Annotated in this window: 20 protein-coding genes; 2 read left to right on the top strand and 18 right to left on the bottom strand. The window is 69.1% G+C overall.

Going from position 1 to position 20,439, the window contains the following annotated elements:
* Positions 1–63: 63 nt before the first annotated feature.
* On the top strand, positions 64–318 hold the full coding sequence (locus ASF43_RS14905) for an AbrB/MazE/SpoVT family DNA-binding domain-containing protein (RefSeq protein WP_056183430.1): 255 nt from the start codon (positions 64–66) through the stop codon (positions 316–318).
* Positions 312–716 (top strand): type II toxin-antitoxin system PemK/MazF family toxin, encoded by a 405-nt coding sequence (locus ASF43_RS14900; RefSeq protein ID WP_056182438.1) that lies wholly within the window; start codon positions 312–314, stop codon positions 714–716. The genes ASF43_RS14905 and ASF43_RS14900 overlap by 7 nt, the downstream gene beginning before the upstream one ends.
* A 9-nt stretch (positions 717–725) precedes the next feature.
* Here ASF43_RS14900 and ASF43_RS14895 read toward each other — a convergent pair whose 3' ends face one another.
* The 18 genes from ASF43_RS14895 to ASF43_RS14810 all read right to left on the bottom strand — a co-directional run bounded on the left by ASF43_RS14895 (position 726) and on the right by ASF43_RS14810 (position 20,436).
* On the bottom strand, positions 726–1,445 hold the full coding sequence (locus ASF43_RS14895) for a GntR family transcriptional regulator (RefSeq protein WP_056182435.1): 720 nt from the start codon (positions 1,443–1,445) through the stop codon (positions 726–728).
* Positions 1,446–1,491: 46 nt separating this feature from the next.
* Positions 1,492–2,229, bottom strand: coding sequence for an aspartate/glutamate racemase family protein (locus ASF43_RS14890; protein ID WP_056182432.1), 738 nt, complete (start codon positions 2,227–2,229; stop codon positions 1,492–1,494).
* A gap of 3 nt (positions 2,230–2,232) precedes the next feature.
* The gene (locus ASF43_RS14885) at positions 2,233–3,717 is read right to left on the bottom strand and encodes an NCS1 family nucleobase:cation symporter-1 (protein WP_056182430.1); all 1,485 of its coding nucleotides are present in this window, start codon (positions 3,715–3,717) and stop codon (positions 2,233–2,235) included.
* Positions 3,718–3,949: 232 nt separating this feature from the next.
* The gene (locus ASF43_RS14880) at positions 3,950–5,050 is read right to left on the bottom strand and encodes a transporter (RefSeq protein WP_056182428.1); all 1,101 of its coding nucleotides are present in this window, start codon (positions 5,048–5,050) and stop codon (positions 3,950–3,952) included.
* Positions 5,051–5,515: 465 nt separating this feature from the next.
* Positions 5,516–6,631 (bottom strand): histidinol-phosphate transaminase, encoded by a 1,116-nt coding sequence (locus ASF43_RS14875; RefSeq protein WP_056182426.1) that lies wholly within the window; start codon positions 6,629–6,631, stop codon positions 5,516–5,518.
* Entirely contained in the window at positions 6,628–8,010 is a 1,383-nt protein-coding gene (locus ASF43_RS14870; protein WP_056183428.1) for an FAD-binding oxidoreductase, read from the bottom strand. The genes ASF43_RS14875 and ASF43_RS14870 overlap by 4 nt, the downstream gene beginning before the upstream one ends.
* A 59-nt stretch (positions 8,011–8,069) precedes the next feature.
* On the bottom strand, positions 8,070–8,885 hold the full coding sequence (hutG, locus tag ASF43_RS14865; RefSeq protein WP_056182424.1) for an N-formylglutamate deformylase: 816 nt from the start codon (positions 8,883–8,885) through the stop codon (positions 8,070–8,072).
* Positions 8,886–8,936: 51 nt separating this feature from the next.
* Entirely contained in the window at positions 8,937–10,322 is a 1,386-nt protein-coding gene (locus tag ASF43_RS14860; RefSeq protein WP_056182421.1) for a formimidoylglutamate deiminase, read from the bottom strand.
* On the bottom strand, positions 10,319–11,524 hold the full coding sequence (gene hutI, locus ASF43_RS14855) for an imidazolonepropionase (RefSeq protein ID WP_056182419.1): 1,206 nt from the start codon (positions 11,522–11,524) through the stop codon (positions 10,319–10,321). Before hutI ends, ASF43_RS14860 begins: the two co-directional genes overlap by 4 nt.
* Entirely contained in the window at positions 11,521–12,108 is a 588-nt protein-coding gene (locus tag ASF43_RS14850) for a HutD family protein (RefSeq protein ID WP_056182416.1), read from the bottom strand. Before ASF43_RS14850 ends, hutI begins: the two co-directional genes overlap by 4 nt.
* On the bottom strand, positions 12,105–12,773 hold the full coding sequence (locus ASF43_RS14845; protein WP_056182413.1) for an amino acid ABC transporter permease: 669 nt from the start codon (positions 12,771–12,773) through the stop codon (positions 12,105–12,107). Before ASF43_RS14845 ends, ASF43_RS14850 begins: the two co-directional genes overlap by 4 nt.
* A 183-nt stretch (positions 12,774–12,956) precedes the next feature.
* Entirely contained in the window at positions 12,957–13,685 is a 729-nt protein-coding gene (locus tag ASF43_RS14840) for a transporter substrate-binding domain-containing protein (protein WP_056182410.1), read from the bottom strand.
* A 57-nt stretch (positions 13,686–13,742) separates the two neighbouring features.
* Positions 13,743–14,588, bottom strand: coding sequence for a phytanoyl-CoA dioxygenase family protein (locus tag ASF43_RS14835; protein ID WP_056182407.1), 846 nt, complete (start codon positions 14,586–14,588; stop codon positions 13,743–13,745).
* A 4-nt stretch (positions 14,589–14,592) separates the two neighbouring features.
* Entirely contained in the window at positions 14,593–16,317 is a 1,725-nt protein-coding gene (gene hutU / locus ASF43_RS14830) for a urocanate hydratase (protein WP_056182404.1), read from the bottom strand.
* A 20-nt stretch (positions 16,318–16,337) separates the two neighbouring features.
* Positions 16,338–17,891, bottom strand: a complete 1,554-nt coding sequence (hutH, locus tag ASF43_RS14825) for a histidine ammonia-lyase (RefSeq protein WP_056182401.1) — start codon at positions 17,889–17,891, stop codon at positions 16,338–16,340.
* Positions 17,892–17,928: 37 nt separating this feature from the next.
* Positions 17,929–18,645, bottom strand: coding sequence for a histidine utilization repressor (hutC, locus tag ASF43_RS14820; RefSeq protein WP_056182396.1), 717 nt, complete (start codon positions 18,643–18,645; stop codon positions 17,929–17,931).
* Between the two features lie 154 nt (positions 18,646–18,799).
* Positions 18,800–19,594, bottom strand: coding sequence for an ABC transporter ATP-binding protein (locus ASF43_RS14815; protein ID WP_056182391.1), 795 nt, complete (start codon positions 19,592–19,594; stop codon positions 18,800–18,802).
* On the bottom strand, positions 19,579–20,436 hold the full coding sequence (locus tag ASF43_RS14810) for an ABC transporter permease (RefSeq protein WP_056182389.1): 858 nt from the start codon (positions 20,434–20,436) through the stop codon (positions 19,579–19,581). Before ASF43_RS14810 ends, ASF43_RS14815 begins: the two co-directional genes overlap by 16 nt.
* Between the last annotated feature and the right edge of the window lie 3 nt (positions 20,437–20,439).

Raw genomic sequence — 20,439 nt, 5'->3', positions numbered from 1 at the left:
GCGCCTTGGACAAGGTTTTTCAAAGATGTTTAGACTCCGTATAAACATTCATTGGAAAACACCATGTCCGAAACCGTTCTCGACATCAAGCACTGGGGCAACAACCTCGGCGTGCGCCTGCCGGCGGCCGTGGCGCGGGCTGCCGGGTTGCGTGTCGACCAGCGCGTCAGTATTTCCGTCGAAGGCGAGCGCGTGGTCATCACGCCGATCCGTGATGCGCCGCTGACGCTGGAGCAACGGCTGGCGCGCTTCGACCCTCTCCGCCATGGCGGAGAGGCGATGGTGGTAACCACACCGCTGGGCGCCGAGAAATGGTGACGGCCAAGACGCAGCGGCGCCCCGCCGCCGCGCGAACCCGCTGGGTGCCGGATCGTCAGGAGATCATCTGGATCGACTGCACCCCGCAGGCAGGGCGTGAAATGCGCGACATTCACCCATTTCTGGTGCTGTCTCCCAAGGCCTTCAACGACCACACCTCGCTGGTCATCGGCCTGCCCATGACGACCGCCGACTACAACGCTGACAATCCCTTCGCCGTCGTTGCGGGCGCGGCCGGCGGACAGAAAACTGGCAAGACCAGCTACGTACTCTGCCATCAACCCAAATCCTTCGACTGGCGCACGCGCACGGGCAAGCCCCACCCTATGAAACGTCTTGCGGATACGGCCTTTGTCGAAGTACTGGCTGTCTTGAACCAGATCGTGCAACTGCGTTGAGGCCCGCCCTCAAGCCAACAACGCCTTCACCAGATCCAGCTGCCCGGCCGGCTTGTCCGCCCCCAGCTCCAGGCTGCTCTCGATGCGGTTCAGGTGATCGACCATGCAGGCCACGGCCGCGTCGGCATCGCCGCGGCGGCAGATGCGCAGGAAATCGGAGTGCTCGTCGGTCGAGCAGTGCGCGTCGTTGGACGACTGGTACAGCATGGCAATGAGCGAGCTGCGCGCGACCAGCTCGTGCAGCAACTCGGTCAGCGTGCGGTTGCCCGTGGCCTTGGCGAGCGCGACGTGGAAGTCGCCCAGCAGCTCCTCGCGCACGCCCGTCGTCTTGTGGCCCGATGACTTGCGCTCCATCTGGATGTGCTGCTCCAGCACGTCGTAGTCGGCCGGGCTGGCCTGAGCGATGAACAGCCGCACGACCTCGCTCTCCAGGATGCGGCGCACGGCGAACACCTCGCGCGCCTCCTGCACCGAGGGCTTGCAGACGAAGGCGCCCTTGTCCGGGATCATCTCGATCAGCTTGTCCTTGGACAGCGTGATCAGCGCCGCGCGCACCTTGGTGCGGCTCACGCCGTAGACGCGGCCCAGGGCTTCTTCACGCAGCCAGGTGCCGGGCGGCAGGCGCCTTTCCAGGATGGCCAGCGCGATGCTCTGCGCAATGCTCTCGATGGAGCTAGCTTTCGCAGTGGCCGGGGCGGCTTCGGTCGTGGTGGCGCTCGCGCGGGGCATGCGCAGATTGTGGCTTAGCAGATGACCCGCGCCGCGCTGCATGCCCTCACCGCGCGAGCGTGAAACCTTCCAGCAGGCCCACCATGGTCTTGGGCAGCGGATGCGCCAGCTCGCCGCGTTTGCTGGTCTTGAGCCCCAGCGTCACCAGCGACTCCACCAGCTGCACGCCCGCCGCCACGCCGTCGATCACGGGCACCTGCAGCACGCTGCCGATGTGCGCGCACAGGTCCGCCATGCCGGCGCAGCCCAGCACGATGCAGTCGGCGCCGTCTTCGGCCAGCGCGCGGCGGCACTCGTCGACGATACGCTCGCGCGCGTTCGAGCCGGGCTCTTCCAGCTCGAGCACGGGCAGCTCGCAGGCCCGCACGTTGGCGCAGAAGCGGTCCATGCCATAGGCCTCTGCCAGGTGCCGGGCCTGGCCGATGGTGCGGGCCAGCGTGGTCACCACCGTAAAGCGCGTGCCCACCATGCTGGCCAGGTGCATGGCCGCCTCGGCGATGCCGACCACCGGCCCGCGCGCCAGCTCGCGCGCGGCCTTCAGGCCCGGGTCGCCGAAGCAGGCGATCACGGTGCCGTCCACGCCCGCGCGCTCGCCGGCCGCGATCTCCTGCAGCAGGCCGGGCACGGCCAGTGCCTCGTCGTAGTGGCTCTCGATGGACACCGGCCCCATGGCCGGGCTCACGGCCAGGATCTCGCAGCCCGGCCGCGCCACGGCGCGCGCGGCATCAAAAATCTTGGCCGTCATGCTGGCCGTGGTGTTGGGGTTGATGACCTGGATGCGCACGGCTCAGCTCTTGCGGTTCAACGCGGTGTAGATGATGAAACCCAGGCCCATGCCAATGAACCACGCGTAGTTGGCACCGCCGCGCAGCCCCGGCACGATCACGCACAGGATGGGCACCAGCGCCGCGGGGATCATGGTCCACACCGCCTTCATGTTGTAGCCGTTCTGGTACCAGTACTCGCCCTGCTCGCTCATGGTGTAGAGCGCGTCCACGTCCACGCGCTGCTTGCGCACGATGTAGAAGTCGGCGATGAGGATGCCGAACAGCGGGCCGATGAAGGAGCCCAGCACATCCAGCGTGTAGTGGATCACCTGCGGGTTGTTGTACAGGTTCCAGGGCGTCAGAAAGATCGAGCCCACGGCCGCGATCATGCCGCCCGTGCGCCAGCTGATGTGCTGCGGTGCTACGTTGGAGAAGTCGAACGCGGGCGACACGAAGTTGGCCACGATGTTGATGCCCACCGTGGCGATCATGAAGGTCAGCGCGCCCAGCACCACGGCCGTCGTGCTGTCGATCTTGCCGACCGTGTGCACCGGGTCGGTGATGAGTTCGCCGAACACCGGCAGCGTGGCCGCGGTCGTCACGACCGTCAGCAGCGAGAAGAACACGAAGTTGATCGGCAGGCCCCAGAAGTTGCCCTTCTTCACCGCGTCGAAGCTCTTGCCGTAGCGCGAGAAGTCGCCGAAGTTCAGCATCGGGCCGCTGAAGTAGCTGACCACCAGCGCGATGGCCGACAGCATCACCGGCACCGCGTCCCAGCCCTGGAACTTCACGCCGCCCAGGTTCAAGTCGATGTTGCTCCAGCCGGCCTTCCAGACCAGCCAGCCGCACAGGATGGCCATGACCACGTAGACGCCCGGGCCGGCCCAGTCGATGAACTTGCGGATGGCTTCCATGCCGTGCCAGAACACGAAGGCTTGCAGCACCCACATGACCATGAACGCGGCCCAGCCGAGCGCCGACAGGCCGACGAAGCCGTGCTGCGCGACATCGGCGTACGGCGCCCACTGCGGGAAGAAGTGCAGCGCCAGGATCATCACGGCGCTGGACGCCAGATAGGTCTGGATGCCGTACCAGGCCACCGCGATCAGCCCACGGATGATGGCCGGGATGTTGGCGCCCAGCACGCCGAACGAAGCGCGGCAGATCACCGGGTACGGCGTGCCGGTCTGCTGGCTGGGCTTGGCCACCAGGTTGCAGAAGAACTGCACGATCAAGATGCCCACGAGCAGGGCGATCAGCACCTGCCAGCTCGTCAGGCCCAGCGCAAACAGGCTTCCGGCCGTGATGTAGCCGCCCACGCTGTGCACGTCGGCCATCCAGAACGCAAAGATGTTGTATTGGCCCCAGGTCTGCTTCTTGAGCGGGGCCAGGTCCTCGTTGGTCAGGCGCGGGTGGTAGCCCGGCTTGATGAGGGCGTTGGATTCCGCGTGCGGCGCATGGCCTGTGGCGACCCCGGCGGGGGCGGGACTGACGGCTGTGCTCATGGTGTGTCTCCTCGGGTCAGGTGGTGGTGGAGCCGGGTGCAACGCTGATTTTTTGCGTCGTTTTTTTGAGTTCGTTATTTGGATACAAAAAATGAACGCGATCAAGCGCCATTGGGTGGGCTTGCCCCCGTGCTTACCCTAGGTCGCCAAAAAACGAAGCCCGTGGCCGCCCCCATGGGGAACGGTTCACGGGCCTGCGCGCCTGGCCACGCTGGGCGGCCGGCGGGAGCGCTCAGAAGCTCTTGCTGACGCGTATCTGCGAGTAGCTGCCGTGCTTGGCGTTGCGCGAACTCAGCGACGCCATGCGTTGCAGCGTAATCACGAAGCCATCGTCCCGGTCCGGGAAGCGGGCCGTGTAGAAAAAGCCGCCGTTGGTGGAGCGGTAGCGGCTGCTGCCCCAGGGGCTGTTTCGGTCGTCCTGGTACTGCTGGGCATGCAGCAGGTGCACGCCGAACACGCCCACCCTGGACTTGTAGCCTGCCGCCGTCTCCAGCGTGGCCCAGTTGCCGCTGCGCAAGTCGTTGTCGCGGTTGGTGGTGTTGAAGCCCAGGGTCAGCCTGCCGGCCAGAGCGACTTCAGGGACGGGCAGATAGACCACCTGCGCCGCGGGCCGCAGCGTGTAGAAATTGCCGAAGCCGATGTCCGGGCCGGCCTCGTCGTTGTACTTGCCGGTCGGCAATACCAGCGAAGCGCCGACGGTCACGCGCAGTTGCTCGGTCGCCTGACGCCAGCCCAGGCTCAGCTCGACATCGCCGATGCCCGACACGTCGCCGCTGGCCGCATCTGCCGTGGCGGCGAGCGTGGACTGGTACTGCGCGCCGAAACGGGCACCGACAGCGGCCTGCGTCGGCGCCGGCACAGCCGGGTTCCAGCGCAAGGCCGGCGTCGCACCTTCGGCGCGAAAGGCTTGCTTCTTGATGCCATACGGCAGATTGAGGCCGACCGCGATGCGCCCGCCGTTGTACGTGGTCTCGGTCAGATACAGCAGGCCCAGGTTCCATTGCACCAGCGAGCCGGTGCCATGCACCAGCACGCGGTTGGCCCCGTAGGTCGGGTACAGGGCCGAGGGCGTCGGTGCGGGCAGCGGCACGGTGCCGCCGGGCGTGGTCTGGGTCAGCTTGTTGCCATCGTCGCCCGTGAGCCGGTGGACGTCGACGCGCGTGAGCGCGATGCCGCCCGTCAGCCCTTTCAGATCAGGCGACGCGAAGATCTCGCCGCCCAGCGTCCCGGCCAGGCTGTAGCGAATCTGGAAATCCTCGCCCGCGGACGCAGGCGCTCCGATGAAGAAGAGACCGCAAGCTGCTGCCAGCGCGGCGTTGGTGTTCGCTTTCATGTTGGTTTTCTTGAGGTTGGGATGGGGAGGAGCCAGGGCGGTGTGTTGCGTGTACGGGCCCCTCGAACGAACGCGCCGCAGGGACATTAGCACCGCGGCAGCGCGCGTTTGTATCTTGTTGCCCCTGCGCTACGTATTCGCGGCGTGCACGCTGAGGATGACGGCGCAACCGCGCTGTTGTCACTCTGCGCGCGCGAGCAGGCGCTCGAACAACGGCTCGGCCCACAGCACGTCCACATCGCGGCGCGCCGCTGGCCAACAGGCGGGCATCAGTGGATGGTGGCCCACACGCAGGTGCGGCTCGAGTCCACCTGGGGCCTCACGCTGCAGATCCACGGGGGCTACGGCAGCACGCGCGCGTTGCCGCCGAGGCGCCCATGTGCGCGCCGCGCGCATCCTGCGCATCGACGACAACCGCCGCCTTCGAGCCCGGCCAACGCCGTGGCCTGCTGCACGTCGGCCTGGTCAGCTGGCGAGCGCCGTGCGCAGCGCCGCCAGGCACCGCGCGTTGTCGTCGTCCGTGCCGATGCTGATGCGCAGGAATTGCGTGAAGCCCGCCTCCTTCCACGGCTTGACGATCACGCCGCGCGCCAGCAGCGCTTCGTTCACCGGGCCGTTGGGCCGGCCCAGGTCGACGAACAGGAAGTTGGTGGCCGAGGGCGCCACGCGCAGGCCCAGGGCCTGCAGCTGCGCCGCCATGGCATCGCGCTGCAGCACGGTCCGCGCCACACCCTGGCGCATGTGGGCCTCGTCGGCCAGCGCCGCGCAGGCGGCCAGCTGGGCCGCCAGGTTCACGCCGAAGGGCGTGCGCACGCGGTCGAGCAGCTGCACCAGTGCCGCATCGCTGGCGATGCCGTAGCCCACGCGCAAGCCGGCCAGGCCCCAGGCCTTGGAGAAGGTGCGCAGCACGATCCAGGCACCGCCCCAGTCGCGCAGCATGGGCAAGGCGTCGGGGAAGCCCGGCGTGAGCCGCGCATATTCGACGTAGGCCTCATCGACGACCAGCAGCGTGCCGGCCGGCGTGGCGGCCAGCAGCCGCGCGAAGGCCGCGGTCTCGAACATGCAGCTCACCGGGTTCGACGGGTTGGCCAGCATCGCGATCTTGGGGCCGCGGGCCAGTGCCGCGCACCAGGCGTCGACGTCGAAGCCGAGCGCGGGCGTGAGCTCCAGCAGCTCGACCTGGGCGCCCATCATGCGCGGGTAGATCTCATGCAGGCCGAAGGCCGGGCGCTGCGTGAGCACGCGGTCGCCCGGCGACAGCAGCGCCAGGCTGAGCATCTGCAGGATGGACTCGGAGCCGTTGCCGATGACGATGTGGCCGGCCTGTGTGCCGCTGCGCGCGGCGATGGCCTCGCGCAGTGCCGTGCTGTCGGCATCGGAGTAATGCAGCACCTGTCCGGCCAGCCCGGCCAGGGCCTCGGCCACGCGCGGGCTGGGGCCATAGGGGTTCTCGTTGCTGCCCAGGCGGGCGATGTGGTCCACGCCGTAACGGGCGCGTACCGCCTGCGAGGACAGGCCGGCGTTGTAGGCGGGCAGCGGTGGCACTTCGGGGCGGGCCAGGGCCAGGATGTCGGCGCTCATCGGTCGAAGATCTTTCCAGGATTCATGAGGAACAGGGGATCCAGTGCAGCCTTGATGGCCCGCATGGCCGCCAGCTCGCCGGGCGTGCGGCTCACGTGCAGGTAAGGCTTCTTGTGCAGGCCGATGCCGTGCTCGGCCGAGATGCTGCCGTCGAAGTCGCGCACCAGTTCGTAGACCAGGTGTTCCAGGCCTGGGACATCGCCGCCGACCGTGGCGGCGTCGGTGGACACATGCAGGTTGCTGTCGCCCACATGGCCGAAGAAGACGCTGGTGTGGCCGGGCCAGCGCGCGTCCAGCGCGGCACGGCACGCGGCGGCGAAGCGGCCGATCTCGGCCATGGGCAGGCTCACGTCGAAGTTGACGGGCGGGTGCATGTGGGCCGGCAGCTCGGCCGTGGCTTCGCGGTACTTCCAGAACGCGCTGGCCTGGGCCTGCGACTGGGCGATGGCCGCGTCCAGCACCAGGCCGGCCTCCAGGGCCTGGCCCAGCACGTCTTCGAGCGCGGCGCGCAGCAGGGCCTCGTCGGGCCCGTCGAGATCGACCAAGGCCAGCAGCGCGTGCGGCTGGTCGAAGGGCTCGCGCAGCTGCTGCCAGGCCATGGACGCCTCGATGAAGTCGCGCCACATCAGCTCGAACGCCGCCAGGCCCGCGCCGCAGCGCGCCTGCAGCCGGCCCAGCAGCGCGAGCGCGGCATCGAAGTCCGCGACGGCGACCAGCATGGTGGCGCGCGCCACGGGCGCGGGGTGCAGCCTGAAGAGCGCGCGCGTGATCACGCCCAACGTGCCCTCGGCGCCGATGAAGAACTGCTTGAGGTCGTAGCCCGTGTTGTTCTTCTGCATGGGGCGCAGCATGGGCAACACGGTGCCGTCGGCCAGCACCACCTCCAGCCCCAGCGTCTGCTCGCGCATCATGCCGAAGCGCAGCACGCCGTTGCCACCGGCGTTGGTGGCCAGCGCGCCGCCGACCTGGGCCGAGCCACGCGCGCCGAAATCGACGCCGAAGAGCAGGCCCTGGGCCGCGGCCGCTTGCTGCACTGCCAGCACCGTCGCACCGGCTTGCGCCGTCAGCGTGCGCGTGGCGGCGTCGACCGACTCGATGGCCTGCATGCGGTCCAGAGACAGCGCGATGGCATCGGCCAAGGGCACGGCCGCGCCGGCCAGGCCGGTGAGCCCGCCTTGCGGCACCACGGGCACGCGGTGTCGGGTGCACAGGCGCAGCGTGGCGCTGACTTCCTCCGTGCTGCGCGGGCGCACCAGGGCCAGCGGCCACACGGGGGTGACGCCGCTCCAATCCGTCAGGCAGCGCTCGGGGATCGCATCGCCGCTCGCCACGGCATCGGCGCCGAGCGCGGCGCGCAGGTCGGCGAGCAGGTTGCGCACAGGACCACCTTCGCACTGCGTGCTGCGGTGCTGGGCCTCTTCGGGCGGCCGGGCGAGGCTCACGCGCGCGCTTCGGCGAATGCGAGCACGGCTTGCAGCATGCGCTGCAAATGCGGCTGCACGCCAGCGGCCACTTCGGGCAGGTAGTCGAACGGCAGTGCCTCCTGCATGTAGCTGGACTGCGTCATCTCCAGCTGCACGGCGTGCACGCCCTGCCCCGGCTGGCCATGGTGGCGCGTGATGTAGCCGCCCGTGAAGCGGCCGTTCAGCACGCTGGTGTAGCCCTCGGCCTCGCGCGCGATGGACAGCAGCCGGTCGGCCAGCGCCGGGTCGCAGCTCATGCCCTTGCCGGTGCCCAGGTTCAGGTCCGGCAGCTTGCCGTCGAAGAAGCGCGGCAGCTCGGACCGGATGGAGTGCGCGTCCCACAGCATGGCGATGCCGTGTTGCGCCCGGATGCGTGCCAGCTCTTCGGCCAGCTGGGCGTGGTACGGGTGCCAGATGGCGTTGCGGCGCGCGGCGATCTCGGCCTCACCCGGCACGTCGCCGTGGGCGTAGAGCGGCGTGTCGTCGAAGGTGTCGACCGGGCACAGGCCGGTGACGCTCTGGCCAGGGTAGAGGCTGGCGCCGTCCGGCGGGCGGTTCAGGTCGATGACGTAGCGGCTGTGGGTGGCGACCAGCACCGAGGCACCGAGGGTGTCGGCGAAGGCGTAGAGGCGCTCCAGGTGCCAGTCGGTGTCGGGCACGTGGCGGGCCTCGTCGGTCAGGCGTGCGGCCAGGGCCGGCGGCACGTGGGTGCCGACGTGGGGCATGGAGATCAGCAAAGGGCGGGTGCCCTGGCGGAAGCGGAAGGGGGGTTCGGTGGTGGTGAAGTTCATGGGGATGTACTCACAGGAAAAACGAAGTCGAGGGCATGTCAAGGTGGTGTTTCATGCGCCGTCTCGAAGCAACTGCTTGCGTGCGTCGATGAAGCCCGCGACGGCCTGCGCATGCTCGGCATGGCGGCCTGCCACAACGCGCGGATTTCCGCCCACATACACGCCCTGCACCGCACTCGTGCGATGGCTCGCGAACACATGGCCAGCGAGCATCTGCGATGGCTCCAGACCGGCCAGCGAGGCATGTGCCGCATCCAGCACCACGAAGTCCGCCTGCTGCCCCACGGCCAGCCCGGCAACCGGCCGGCCCGCGGCCTGCGCCCCACCCCGCACCGCGGCCAGCGTCATGGCTGTCGCCACCTGCGGCTGCGCGGCGTTGGCCGCCACGTTGCGCCGGCGCGTCGCCAGGCGCTGGCTGTACTCCAGCAGCATGAGTTCCTCGGCAGCGTTCACGCAGACATGGCTGTCCGAGCCCACGCCCCACACGCCGCCCCCGGCGCACCAGGCAGACAGGTCGAAGATGCCGTCGCCCAGGTTGGCCTCGGTGCTCGGGCACAGGCCGGCCACGGCGCCGCTGGCCGCCGCGCGCCGGTACTCGTCGGGCTCCATGTGCGTGGCATGCACGAGGCACCAGCGGCCGTCGACCGGCGTGTGGTCCAGCAGCCAGGCCACGGGGCGCTGGCCGCTCCAGGCGATGCAGTCGTCCACCTCCTGCGTCTGCTCGGCGATGTGGATGTGGATGGGAGCGGACGCGTCCAGCGCCGTCAGGCCGGCCAGCGCCTCGCGCAAGGCGTCTGGCGGCACGGCGCGCAGCGAGTGCGGGGCCAGGCCCAGGCGCGCGCCCTGCGCGGCGCACGCGGGCTGCAGGCACTCGAGCAGGCGCAGCATGGAGTCGGTGGAGAGGACGAAGCGGCGCTGTCCCTCGCCCGGTGGCTTGGCACCAAAACCGCTGGTCTGGTACAGCACGGGCAGCAGCGTCAGGCCGATGCCGGCGCGCCGTGCGGCACGCAGCAGCGCCAGTGCGAGTTCGGCGTCGTCCGCATAGGGCCGGCCGTCCTGGTCGTGGTGCACATAGTGGAACTCGCAGACGCTGGTGTAGCCGGCCTCCAGCATCTCCACGTACAGGCCGAAGGCGATGGCTTCGAGTTGCGCCGGGTCGAGCTTGAGCGCGAAGCGGTACATCAGCGTGCGCCAGCTCCAGAAGCTGTCCTCTGCCGCGCCGCGGTATTCGGTCAGGCCGGCGATGGCGCGCTGGAACGCGTGCGAGTGCAGGTTGGGGGTGCCGGGGACCACGGGGCCGGCAGCGGCCTCCACGCCGGCGGGCCGGGCCGCGCCGGCCTGCACCGCCGTGAGGCGGCCCGCGTCGTCCCATTGCAGCAGCACCTCGCGGGCCCAGCCACTGGCAAGCAGTGCATCGGTGGCGAACAAATTGGTCACACCGCGCCCTCCGCGATGCGCCCCTGCCGCACCACGCAGCGCACAGGTCTCTGGCCGAACCAGTAGGCCAGCTCGGCCGCATCCTGCAGCGTCCACAGCACGAAGTTGGCCGGCATGCCCACAGCGATGGCGCCGTGCGTGGCCTGCAGCCCCAGCGCGCGCGCGGCATGCGTGGTGATGCCGGCGATGGCCTCGGGCACGGTCAGGCGGAACAACGTGCAGGCCATGTTGGCCATCAGCAGCAGGCTCAGCGCGGGCGAGGTGCCGGGGTTGTGGTCGGTGGAGACGGCCATGGGCACGCCGGCCGCGCGCAGCGCCGCGATGGGCGGCAGATGCGTGTCGCGCAGCGTGTAGTAGGCGCCGGGCAGCAGCACGGCGACGGTGCAGCCAGCGGCCATCGCATCCACGCCCTCTTGCGACAGGTGCTCGATGTGGTCGCACGACAGCGCACCGTAGCGCGCAGCCAGCGCGGCGCCGCCCATGTCGCTCAACTGCTCGGCATGCAGCTTGACCGGGATGCCCAGCACCTGCGCGGCCTGGAACACCTGCTCGGTCTCGGCCAGCGAGAAGGCGATGCGCTCGCAGAACACGTCGACCGCATCGACCAGGCCCTCGGCATGCAGCGCGGGCAGCATCTCGCGGCACACGAGGTCGGTGTAGTCCTGGCTGCGGCCGGCGTACTCGGGTGGCAGTGCGTGCGCGCCGAGGAAGGTGGTGCGCACGGTCACGCCATGGGCTTCGCCGAGACGGCGCGCCACACGCAGTTGCTTGCGCTCGTGTTCGAGTGACAGGCCGTAGCCGGACTTGATCTCGATGGCGCAGACGCCTTCGGCGAGCAGGCTCTGCAGGCGCGCCGAGGCGCTGGTGAACAGGTCGTCTTCACTGGCCTCGCGCGTAGCGCGCACGCTGGAGACGATGCCGCCGCCGGCCCTGGCGACCTCTTCGTAGGTGGCGCCGGCCAGTCGCATGGCGAACTCGTTGGCGCGCTGGCCGCCGTAGACCAGGTGGGTGTGGCAGTCGACGAGGCCGGGCGTGACCAGGGCGCCCTGGCCGTCGTGGCGCGTGGTGTGCGCGGGCGCGGCATCGGGCGCGCCGGTCCAGGCGATGCGGCCGTCCACGACGGCGATGGCGCAGGGCTGACCGTCCAGGCTGCGCAGGTTCGTCCACAGGCCGTCGGCGGACGGTGATGCATCGAATGTCATGGGGTCTCCTGATGCCACAGCACAGCGAGCAGCGCGGCATCGGTGTCGTTCGTGGACAGGGTCCACGCCTGTGGGGCATCGGCCCACCACAGGCCCCGGCCACTCGCCAACAGTTGGCCCGACGCCCGCCAGGCACCGCGCCAGGCACCGCGCCAGGCCAGCAGCAGGCCATGCGGTGCGGCGGGCAACGCGGCACCAGCATGCAGCACCTGAAGCTCCGCGCGCAGCCGGCCGCGCCGCGTCATCACGTTGAAGTCGCTGCACGCACCGCCCAGCAGCGTGCAGTCGAGCGCGACGTCGCCACGGAACGCGAAGGGCGCCAGCGGCCGGTCGAGGCGGTGGTCCACGCCCTGCCCCTGCAGCAGCACGCCGTCGCCATCGAGCAGCGTGATCACACGGTCCACGCCCGCAAAGCGCGAGAACGGGCCGCTGGCCGCGATGCTGGCGATGGACACGCGCCAGAGGAATTCGTCGAAGCCCGCGCCGGCCGGCCAGCAGGCGACCTCACGCGTGCTGCCACCGCCGTTCTTCCACGGCGTGGCTGGCAGCGCGGCCACATCGAAACGCTGGACTGTTGCCGTCATCGCACCAGCCCTCCCTGGCTCAGCCGCCGCTCGACATGGCGCAGCACCAGCATCACCGTGCCCGTGAGCGCGAAGTACACGGCGGCGATCGCCAGGTACACCTCCAGCGAACGGTAGGACACGCTGATGATCTTCTGCCCCTCGTGCATCACGTCGTGGATGGTCAACAGCGAGACCAGCGCCGAGTTCTTGATCAGCGCGATGAACTCATTGCCCAGCGGCGGAATCATGCGCACCACGGCTTGCGGCAGGATGATGTGGCGCATGGCGGTGGGCGCCGTCATGCCCAGCGACTGCGCGGCCATCGTCTGCCCCTGCGCGACGGACTGGATCGCACCGCGCACGATCTCCGACACATAGGCGCCCGAGTACACGCCCAGGCCCAGCACGCCGCACACGAAGGCCGGCAGCAGCAGCCCGAAATGCGGCAGGCCGAAGAACAGGATGAAGAGCTGCACCAGCAGCGGCGTGCCGCGGATCACGGTCACGTAGGCGGTGCACGCGCTGTAGAGCCAGCGCCGTCGCGGATCGAGCCGGCCGATGCCGACCAGGAGGCCCAGCACGCATCCCAGCAGCAGTGCGCACACGGTGATCTCGACCGTGACCAACGTGCCCTGCACGAGCTGCTGCCAGCCGCTCCAGACCGGGGAGAAGTCCAGTTCCATGTCAGTTGCTCGTCATCCAGCTCGCGCCGCTTACGACCAGCAGCGGCAGGCACGCCACGAGACCGAAGGCCGCGGAGCAGGCCATGCCAGCGACATCCGCGGGGCTGGCTTTGCCAGACCGCTGGATGTGCCCCCCTTCGCGCAGCAGAAGGGGGGAGGCGCGAAGCGGCTTGGGGGGATGTCTCATTGCGCCGGGAACCACTTTTTGACGATGGCGTCGTAGCCGCCGTTCGTCTTCAGTTGAGCCAATGCATCGTTCACAGCTTTGGTGAGTTCGGGCGAATCCTTGCGCGTGGCCATGCCGTACTCCTCGGTGGTCAGTTGCTCGGGCAGCACCTTCAGGCCCGGCCGCGTGCGCACGTACTGGTAGGCGGCGGGCTTGCCGGTGACGGCGGCGTCGCTGCGGCCCACGTCGACGAGGTTGAACATCTCCTGGTTCTTCTCGACCTCGACCAGTTGCGCCTTGGGGTGTGCTTCCTTGAGGTAGCCCACGGACTTGGTGCCCACCTGCACGCTGACCTTCTTGCCGGCCAGGTCGGCGGGCGACTTGATGCTGCTGTTGTCGGCCTTGACCATGGCGACCAAGCCACCCGCGTAGTAGGGCACGGTGAAGTCGACGACCTTCTTGCGCTCGTCGGTGATGTAGATGGCCGACACGGCCATGTCCACGCGCTTGGAAACCAGCGCCGGGATCAGGCCCTTGAAGTCGATGTCCACCCACTCGATCTTGCGGCCCATCTGCTTGCCGATGGCTTCCACGAGTTCGGTGTCGAAGCCCGTGCGCTGGTTGTTCTCGAAGAACTCCATGGGCGGGAAGGTGGCGTCGGTGGCGACCTTGAGCACGGCCTGGGCGTGGGCGCCGACGGCGGCAGACAGCAGGGCCACGGCGATGAGGTGACGGCGAAGAAGCATGGGGGTGTTCCGTTGAGAAGTGAGGAGGCGTGGTCTAGCAGGATCGGGGCCGGGCTCCTACCCGACCAGCCGCGGGAACAGCGCATGGTCCATGGGCGCTCCGGCCGGTAACGCATCGGCCAGGCCCGGAAAGTCGGGCGAAGTCTTCCAGCGCCGCGGCGCATGGCGGATGTCGTCGCCCAGGAAGCGCACCGAGAACACGCGGCGGCGCTGCGTGCCCTGCACGCCCGCGGCAGCGTGCAAGGTGAGCATGTGGAAGCACACGAAGTCACCGGCTGCGATGTCCCAGCCCAGGATGTCGAACTTGTCGCGCGCACCCTCGATGTCGGGCAGGTCCGCGAGGCTGCCCTCAGGGAACCACTTGGCCTGGTGGTCCATGAAGGTGCGCGGCATGAGCCAGGGCCCCCGGTGCGAGCCGGCCACGAACTCCAGGGTGGACGCGCGTGGCACGGGGTCGACCGGGATCCACATGCTCACGTTCTGCAGGCCGTCGATGTTGTAGTAGGGCTGGTCCTGGTGCCAGGGTGTCTTCTGCCGCGTGCCGGGCTCCTTGACCAGCAGGTGGTCGTGGTACAGGCGCACGGTCTGCGCACCCATGAGGCGTTGCGCGAGCAGGGCCAGCGGCGTCTCGTGGATGAAGCGGCGGTAGGCGTCGATGTGCTGCCAGTTGCAGAAGTCTTCGAAGAAGCGGCCCGGGTCGTCGGGCCGGCTTGCGACCTTGCCGCGCGGGCTCGGCGCGGCCAGGTTTTGCTCGATGCCGTCAGCCAGCAGCGCGAGTTCTTCGGGCGTCAGCAACTGGCGGATCACGCAGGCGCCGTCGCGCTGGAACTGCGCGATGGTGGCCGCGTCCACGCGCTCGTTCACACGCGCGCGCAGCGTGGGGGTGTCGGGCAGCGCGGCCATGGCCTTACTTCACCATGGGCAGCTTGAGGCCGAACTTCCTGGCCGTGGCCACGGCCAACTCGTAGCCCGCGTCGGCATGGCGCATCACCCCCGAGCCGCAGTCGTTGATGAGCACGCGCGCCAGGCGCTTGTCTGCTGCCTCCGTGCCGTCGCACACGATCACCATGCCGGCATGCTGCGAGTAGCCCATGCCCACGCCGCCGCCGTGGTGCAGGCTGACCCAGGTGGCGCCACCCGCGGTGTTGAGCAGCGCGTTGAGCAGCGGCCAGTCGCTCACGGCGTCCGTGCCGTCGCGCATGCCTTCGGTCTCACGGTTGGGGCTGGCGACCGAGCCCGTGTCCAGGTGGTCGCGCCCGATCACGATCGGGGCCTTGAGCTCGCCGGTGCGCACCATCTCGTTGAAAGCCAGGCCCGCCAGGTGCCGTTCGCCCAGGCCCAGCCAGCAGATACGCGCGGGCAGGCCCTGGAACGCGATGCGCTCGCGCGCCATGTCCAGCCAGCGGTGCGTGTGGTGGTTGTCGGGGAACAGCTCCTTGATCTTGGCGTCGGTCTTGTAGATGTCTTCCGGATCGCCCGAGAGTGCGACCCAGCGGAACGGGCCCTTGCCCTCGCAGAACAGCGGGCGGATGTAGGCCGGCACGAAACCGGGGAAGTCGAAGGCATTGGCCACGCCCTCGTCCTTGGCGACCTGGCGGATGTTGTTCCCGTAGTCCACCGTGGGCACGCCCATGCCCTGGAAGTCCAGCATGGCCTGCACGTGCATGGCGCAGCCCTTGGCGGCAGCGGCCTTGAGCGTGGCGTGCTGGGCCGGGTCCTTCATGGCGGCCTGCCATTGCGACACCGTCCAGCCGGCGGGCAGGTAGCCGTGGATCAGGTCGTGGGCCGAGGTCTGGTCGGTCACGAGGTCGGGCCGGATGCCGCCGGCTTTCGCGCGGCGCACCAGCTCGGGCAGGATCTCGGCCGCGTTGCCGAGCAGGCCGATGGAGATGGCCTCGCCCGCCGACGTGTGTTGCTGGATCAGCGCGAGCGCGTCGTCGATGTCCCTGGCCTGCTTGTCCAGGTAGCGCGTGCGCAGGCGGAAGTCGATGCTGCTCTGCTGGCATTCGATGGCCAGCACGCAGGCGCCGGCCAGCACGCCGGCCAGCGGCTGCGCGCCACCCATGCCGCCCAGGCCGGCGGTGAGGATCCACTTGCCGGTGAGACTGTTGTTGTAGTGCTGGCGGCCGGCTTCGACGAAGGTCTCGAAGGTGCCTTGCACGATGCCCTGGGCGCCGATGTAGATCCAGCTGCCAGCGGTCATCTGGCCGTACATGAATAGGCCCTTGCGGTCCAGCTCGTTGAAGTGCTCCCAGTTGGCCCACTGCGGCACCAGGTTGGAATTGGCCAGCAGCACGCGCGGCGCATCGGCATGCGTCTTGAACACGCCGACGGGCTTGCCGGACTGCACCAGCAAGGTCTCGTCCTCGTCCAGGTCTTTCAACGACGCCAGGATCTGGTCGAAACATTCCCAGTTGCGCGCCGCGCGGCCGATGCCGCCGTAGACCACCAGGTCTTCGGGCCGCTCGGCCACGTCGGGGTGCAGGTTGTTCTGGATCATGCGGAACGGCGCTTCGGTGAGCCAGCTCTTGCAGGTGAGCGTGCTGCCCGTGGGCGCGGCGATCTTGCGGCTGGGGTCGTGGCGGGTGCCGACATTGGCGGGCGAGGCGACGAACTTCTCGGGTGCGTTCATGGGGTTCTCCTTGTCGGTGTTCAGGCGTGGCTGGGCAGGATGGCGGTGACGGCGGTTGGCCAGGCGCGGCCTTGGGCGCCCAGGCCCCACAGCCGCATGGATTCCACATCGGGCGCGAGGTAGCGGTCCTGCTCGATGAAGGCCACGTGTTCGCGGATCGCGTTGAACTCGGCCTCCATCAGCGGGCTCGACTTGAGTTCATGCTTGAGCTCGATGCCCTGGCAGGCGGCCATGGCCTCGATGCCCACGACCACGGCCGTGTTGTCCACCATGTCGCCGAGCCGGCGCGCGGCGAAGGTGGCCATGGACACATGGTCTTCCTGGTTGGCGGAGGTGGGCAGGCTGTCCACACTGGCCGGGTGGGCGAGCGACTTGTTTTCGGACGCCAACGCCGCGGCCGTGACCTGGGCAATCATGAAGCCGGAGTTCACGCCGCCATCGCGCACCAGGAACGGCGGCAGGTTGGACAGGCCCGAGTCCAGCAGCAGCGCCATGCGGCGTTCGGAGATCGCGCCGATCTCGGCGACGGCCAGCGCAATGATGTCGGCCGCGAAGGCGACCGGCTCGGCGTGGAAGTTGCCGCCCGAGATGACCTCGCCCGTGTCGGTGAAGACCAGCGGATTGTCGGACGCGGCATTGGCCTCGATGACGAGCACGCGCGAGGCGTGGGCCAGGTTGTCGAGGCACGCGCCCATGACCTGGGGGATGCAGCGGATCGAATACGGGTCCTGCACGCGGCCGCAGTGGGCGTGGCCGGGGATGATCTCGCTGCCCTCCAGCAAGGCACGCACGGCGCCCGCCACGGCCATCTGCCCGGGCTGGCCGCGTGCGGCGTGGATGCGCGCATCGAAGGGCTTGATCGAGCCCTGGATGGCTTCTAGCGACAGCGCGCCGGCCATGAGCCCGCCCGCGAACACGTTCTCGGCGCCGAACAGGCCGGCCAGCGCCAGCGCGGTGGACACCTGCGTGCCGTTCAGCAGCGCCAGGCCTTCCTTAGGGCCGAGCACGAAGGGTTGCAGGCCGATGCTGCGCATGGCTTCGGCGCCTGGCACCGTGCGGCCGTCTGCCAGCGTGGCCTCGCCCTCCCCGATCAGCACGCAGGCCAGGTGCGCCAGCGGTGCCAGGTCGCCCGAGGCGCCCACCGAACCCTTGGCCGGGATGCGCGGCACGACGCCGGCATTGAACAGCGCCAACAGCGCGTCCACGATTTCGGGCCGGATGCCCGAGTGGCCGCGCGCCAGGCTCACGGCCTTGGTCGCCAGCACCAGCCGCACGACGCCGGCCGCCAGCGGCGCGCCCGTGCCGACCGCGTGCGACAGCACCAGGTTGCGCTGCAGCTCGGCCAGCCGGCCGGGCGGGATCACGGTCTGCGCCAGCTTGCCGAAGCCGGTGTTGATGCCGTAGACCACGTCCCCGCTGTCCAGAATGTGTTGCACCGTGGCTTGGGCGGCCAGCAGGCCGGTGCGGGCGGCATCGTCCAAGGTCAGTCGCACACCGCCCTGGTGGATGTGGCGCAGCTGCGCCAGCCCGACGTGGCCGGGCGAGAGAGTGATGGATTCGAAATCAGCGGTCATCGCATTTCCTGTCTATACAAGTACGGGCGCAAAAAACTCAGCCCAGGCCCTGGTTGCCGTCGTTGCGCAAACGGCTGCCCAGGCGGTAGCGCGACGCGGGATGCAGGCAGCGCACCAGCGTGATCGTCTGGCCCCGCGTCCAGGTGCGGCGCGTGAGCAGCAGGCAGGGCTCGGCCGGGTCCATGGCCAGGCGCTCGGCCTGCTCGGCCGTCGGCAGCACGGCATCGACCAGGTGCTCGATCTGGTCGAACGGCACGTTGCGCACCAGGTATTCGCTGGGCGGCACGCTGGAGAAGTCCTGCTCCAGAAAGGCCGGCACCAGGCGCGGGTTCACGTAGCGGTCTTCCAGCTGCACGGGCACGCCGTCTTCCAGGTGCAGGCACACGCAGTGCACGAGCGACTCGCCCATGCGCACGTCCATCCACACAGCCACGTCGGGCGAGGCCGCCACGCGCTCGGACGCGATGAGCTGGAAGCCGTAGTCGTGGCCGCGGCCGCGGATCTCGCTGGCGATGTTGGCGATCTGCAGCAGCGTGGACTGCGGCTTGTCTTCGGCGACGAAGCTGCCCACGCCGGCCACGCGCACCACGCGGCCCTGGTCCATCAACTCGCGCAGCGCACGGTTGGCCGTCATGCGCGAAATGCCGAACTGGGCGACGAGCTCGTGCTCGGACGGCAGGCGGTGGCCGGCCGGCCATTCGCCGCTCTGGATGCGGCGCGTGATGTGTTCCTTGACCTGCTCGTACAGCGCCATGGCCGGGCCTGGACTGGCTCCCTCGCCCCTCTGGGGAGAGGGTTGGGGTGAGGGGCCGGCGGCGCTGCGGGCGCGACCGTTGCGCGTGCCCTCCACCCCATCCTCATCCAGCGGGAGAGGGGAAGCAGAACGGCGGGGGCTGCGCAGCGTCATCTCAATGCTCCGCAGCCGCCATCGACTCGGCGCGGATCTCCTCGGTCAGCAGCGCCTTGAGTTCCATGAACGCGGGCGTGGTCTTGATCGTGTAGTGCCGCGGGTGCGGCAGGTCCACGGCGATCTCGGTCTTGATGCGGCCCGGCCGCGCGCTGAACACGGCCACGCGGCTGGCCATGAAGATGGCTTCGTCGATGTCGTGCGTGACGAACAGCACGGTCTTCTGCTCGGCCTCCCAGATGCCCAGCAGCAGCTCCTGCATGAGCACGCGGGTCTGGTTGTCGAGCGCGCCGAAGGGCTCGTCCATGAGCAGGATCTTGGGGTCGTTGGCCAGCGCGCGCGCGATCGCCGTGCGCTGCTGCATGCCGCCCGAGAGCTGCTTCGGGAAATGCTGCTCGAAGCCGCGCAGCCCCACCTTGGCGATGAAGTAATCGGCGCGCTCTTTCTGCTGCGCCTCGGGCAGGCCGCGCTCGCGCAGGCCGAAGCGGATGTTCTGCTCGATGTTGAGCCAGGGGAACAGCGTGTAGCTCTGGAACACCATGCCGCGGTCTGCGCCGGGGCCGTCCACGCCCTGCCCGTCCAGCAGCACCTGGCCCGTGCTCGGGAAGTCCAGGCCGGCCACGATGCGCAGCAGTGTGGATTTGCCACAGCCCGAGGGGCCGAGGATGGTCACGAAGTCGTTCTTGCGCACTTCGAAATCCACCGGCTGCAGCGCCTGGGTGGATTGGCCACCAGGGCTGGTGAAGGTGCGCGAGACACCGCGGATGGAAAGTTGATTGCTCACAGCGATGCCCATCCAAAGAGGCGCTTGTTGATCGCCTTGAACACGAAGTCCGACACCAGCCCGATCAGGCCGATGACGATGATGCCGAAGATGATCTGCCCGGTGTTCAGCAGCGCCTGGCTGTCGGTGATCATGTGGCCGATGCCCGAGGACGAGCCGATCAGCTCGGCCACGATCACATAGGTCCAGGCCCAGCCCAGCACCAGGCGCAGCGTCTCTGCGATGCCCGGCGCGGCGCCCGGGATCAGCACGCGGCGCACGATGCCGCGGCTGTCGGCGCCCAGCGTGTAGGCGGCCTCCACCAGGTCCTTGCGCGCACCGCCCACGGTCACGGCCACCATCAGGATGATCTGGAACACCGAGCCGATGAAGATCACCAGCAGCTTCTGCGTCTCGCCGATGCCGGCCCACAGGATCAGCAGCGGGATGAAGGCCGACGCCGGCAGATAGCGGCAGAACGAGACGAAGGGCTCGAGGAAGGCCTCGACGGGCTTGTATGCACCCATCGCGATGCCTAGCGGCACGGCGATCACGGCCGCCAGGATGAAGCCGCCCAGCACGCGCCACACCGTCATGCCGATGTCGTGGATGAAGTTGTATTCGGTGAACAGCAGCCAGGCTTCCTTCACCATGGTGATGGGGCTGGCCAGGAAGGTCGGCGAGACGAAGCCGCCGAGCGTGAAGAACGCCCAGACGGCCACGAACAGCACGAAGAAGGCCAGGCCCAGCACCCAGCGGGCGGTCGGGCCGACAGGCTCCAGCGGCGCCATGCCGCGGCGCCGGCGCACGGGCGCTGGCGGCGCAGACATGGCGGGCGCGGCCGGCGCCACGACGTGGGAGGTGTTGCTGGCCATGGC

The sequence above is a fragment of the Pseudorhodoferax sp. Leaf267 genome, from assembly GCF_001422405.1.
Classification (GTDB): Bacteria; Pseudomonadota; Gammaproteobacteria; order Burkholderiales; family Burkholderiaceae_C; genus Pseudorhodoferax.
Note: the sequence above shows the minus strand (reverse complement) of the source record. Positions and strands in the feature narration are given on the sequence as shown.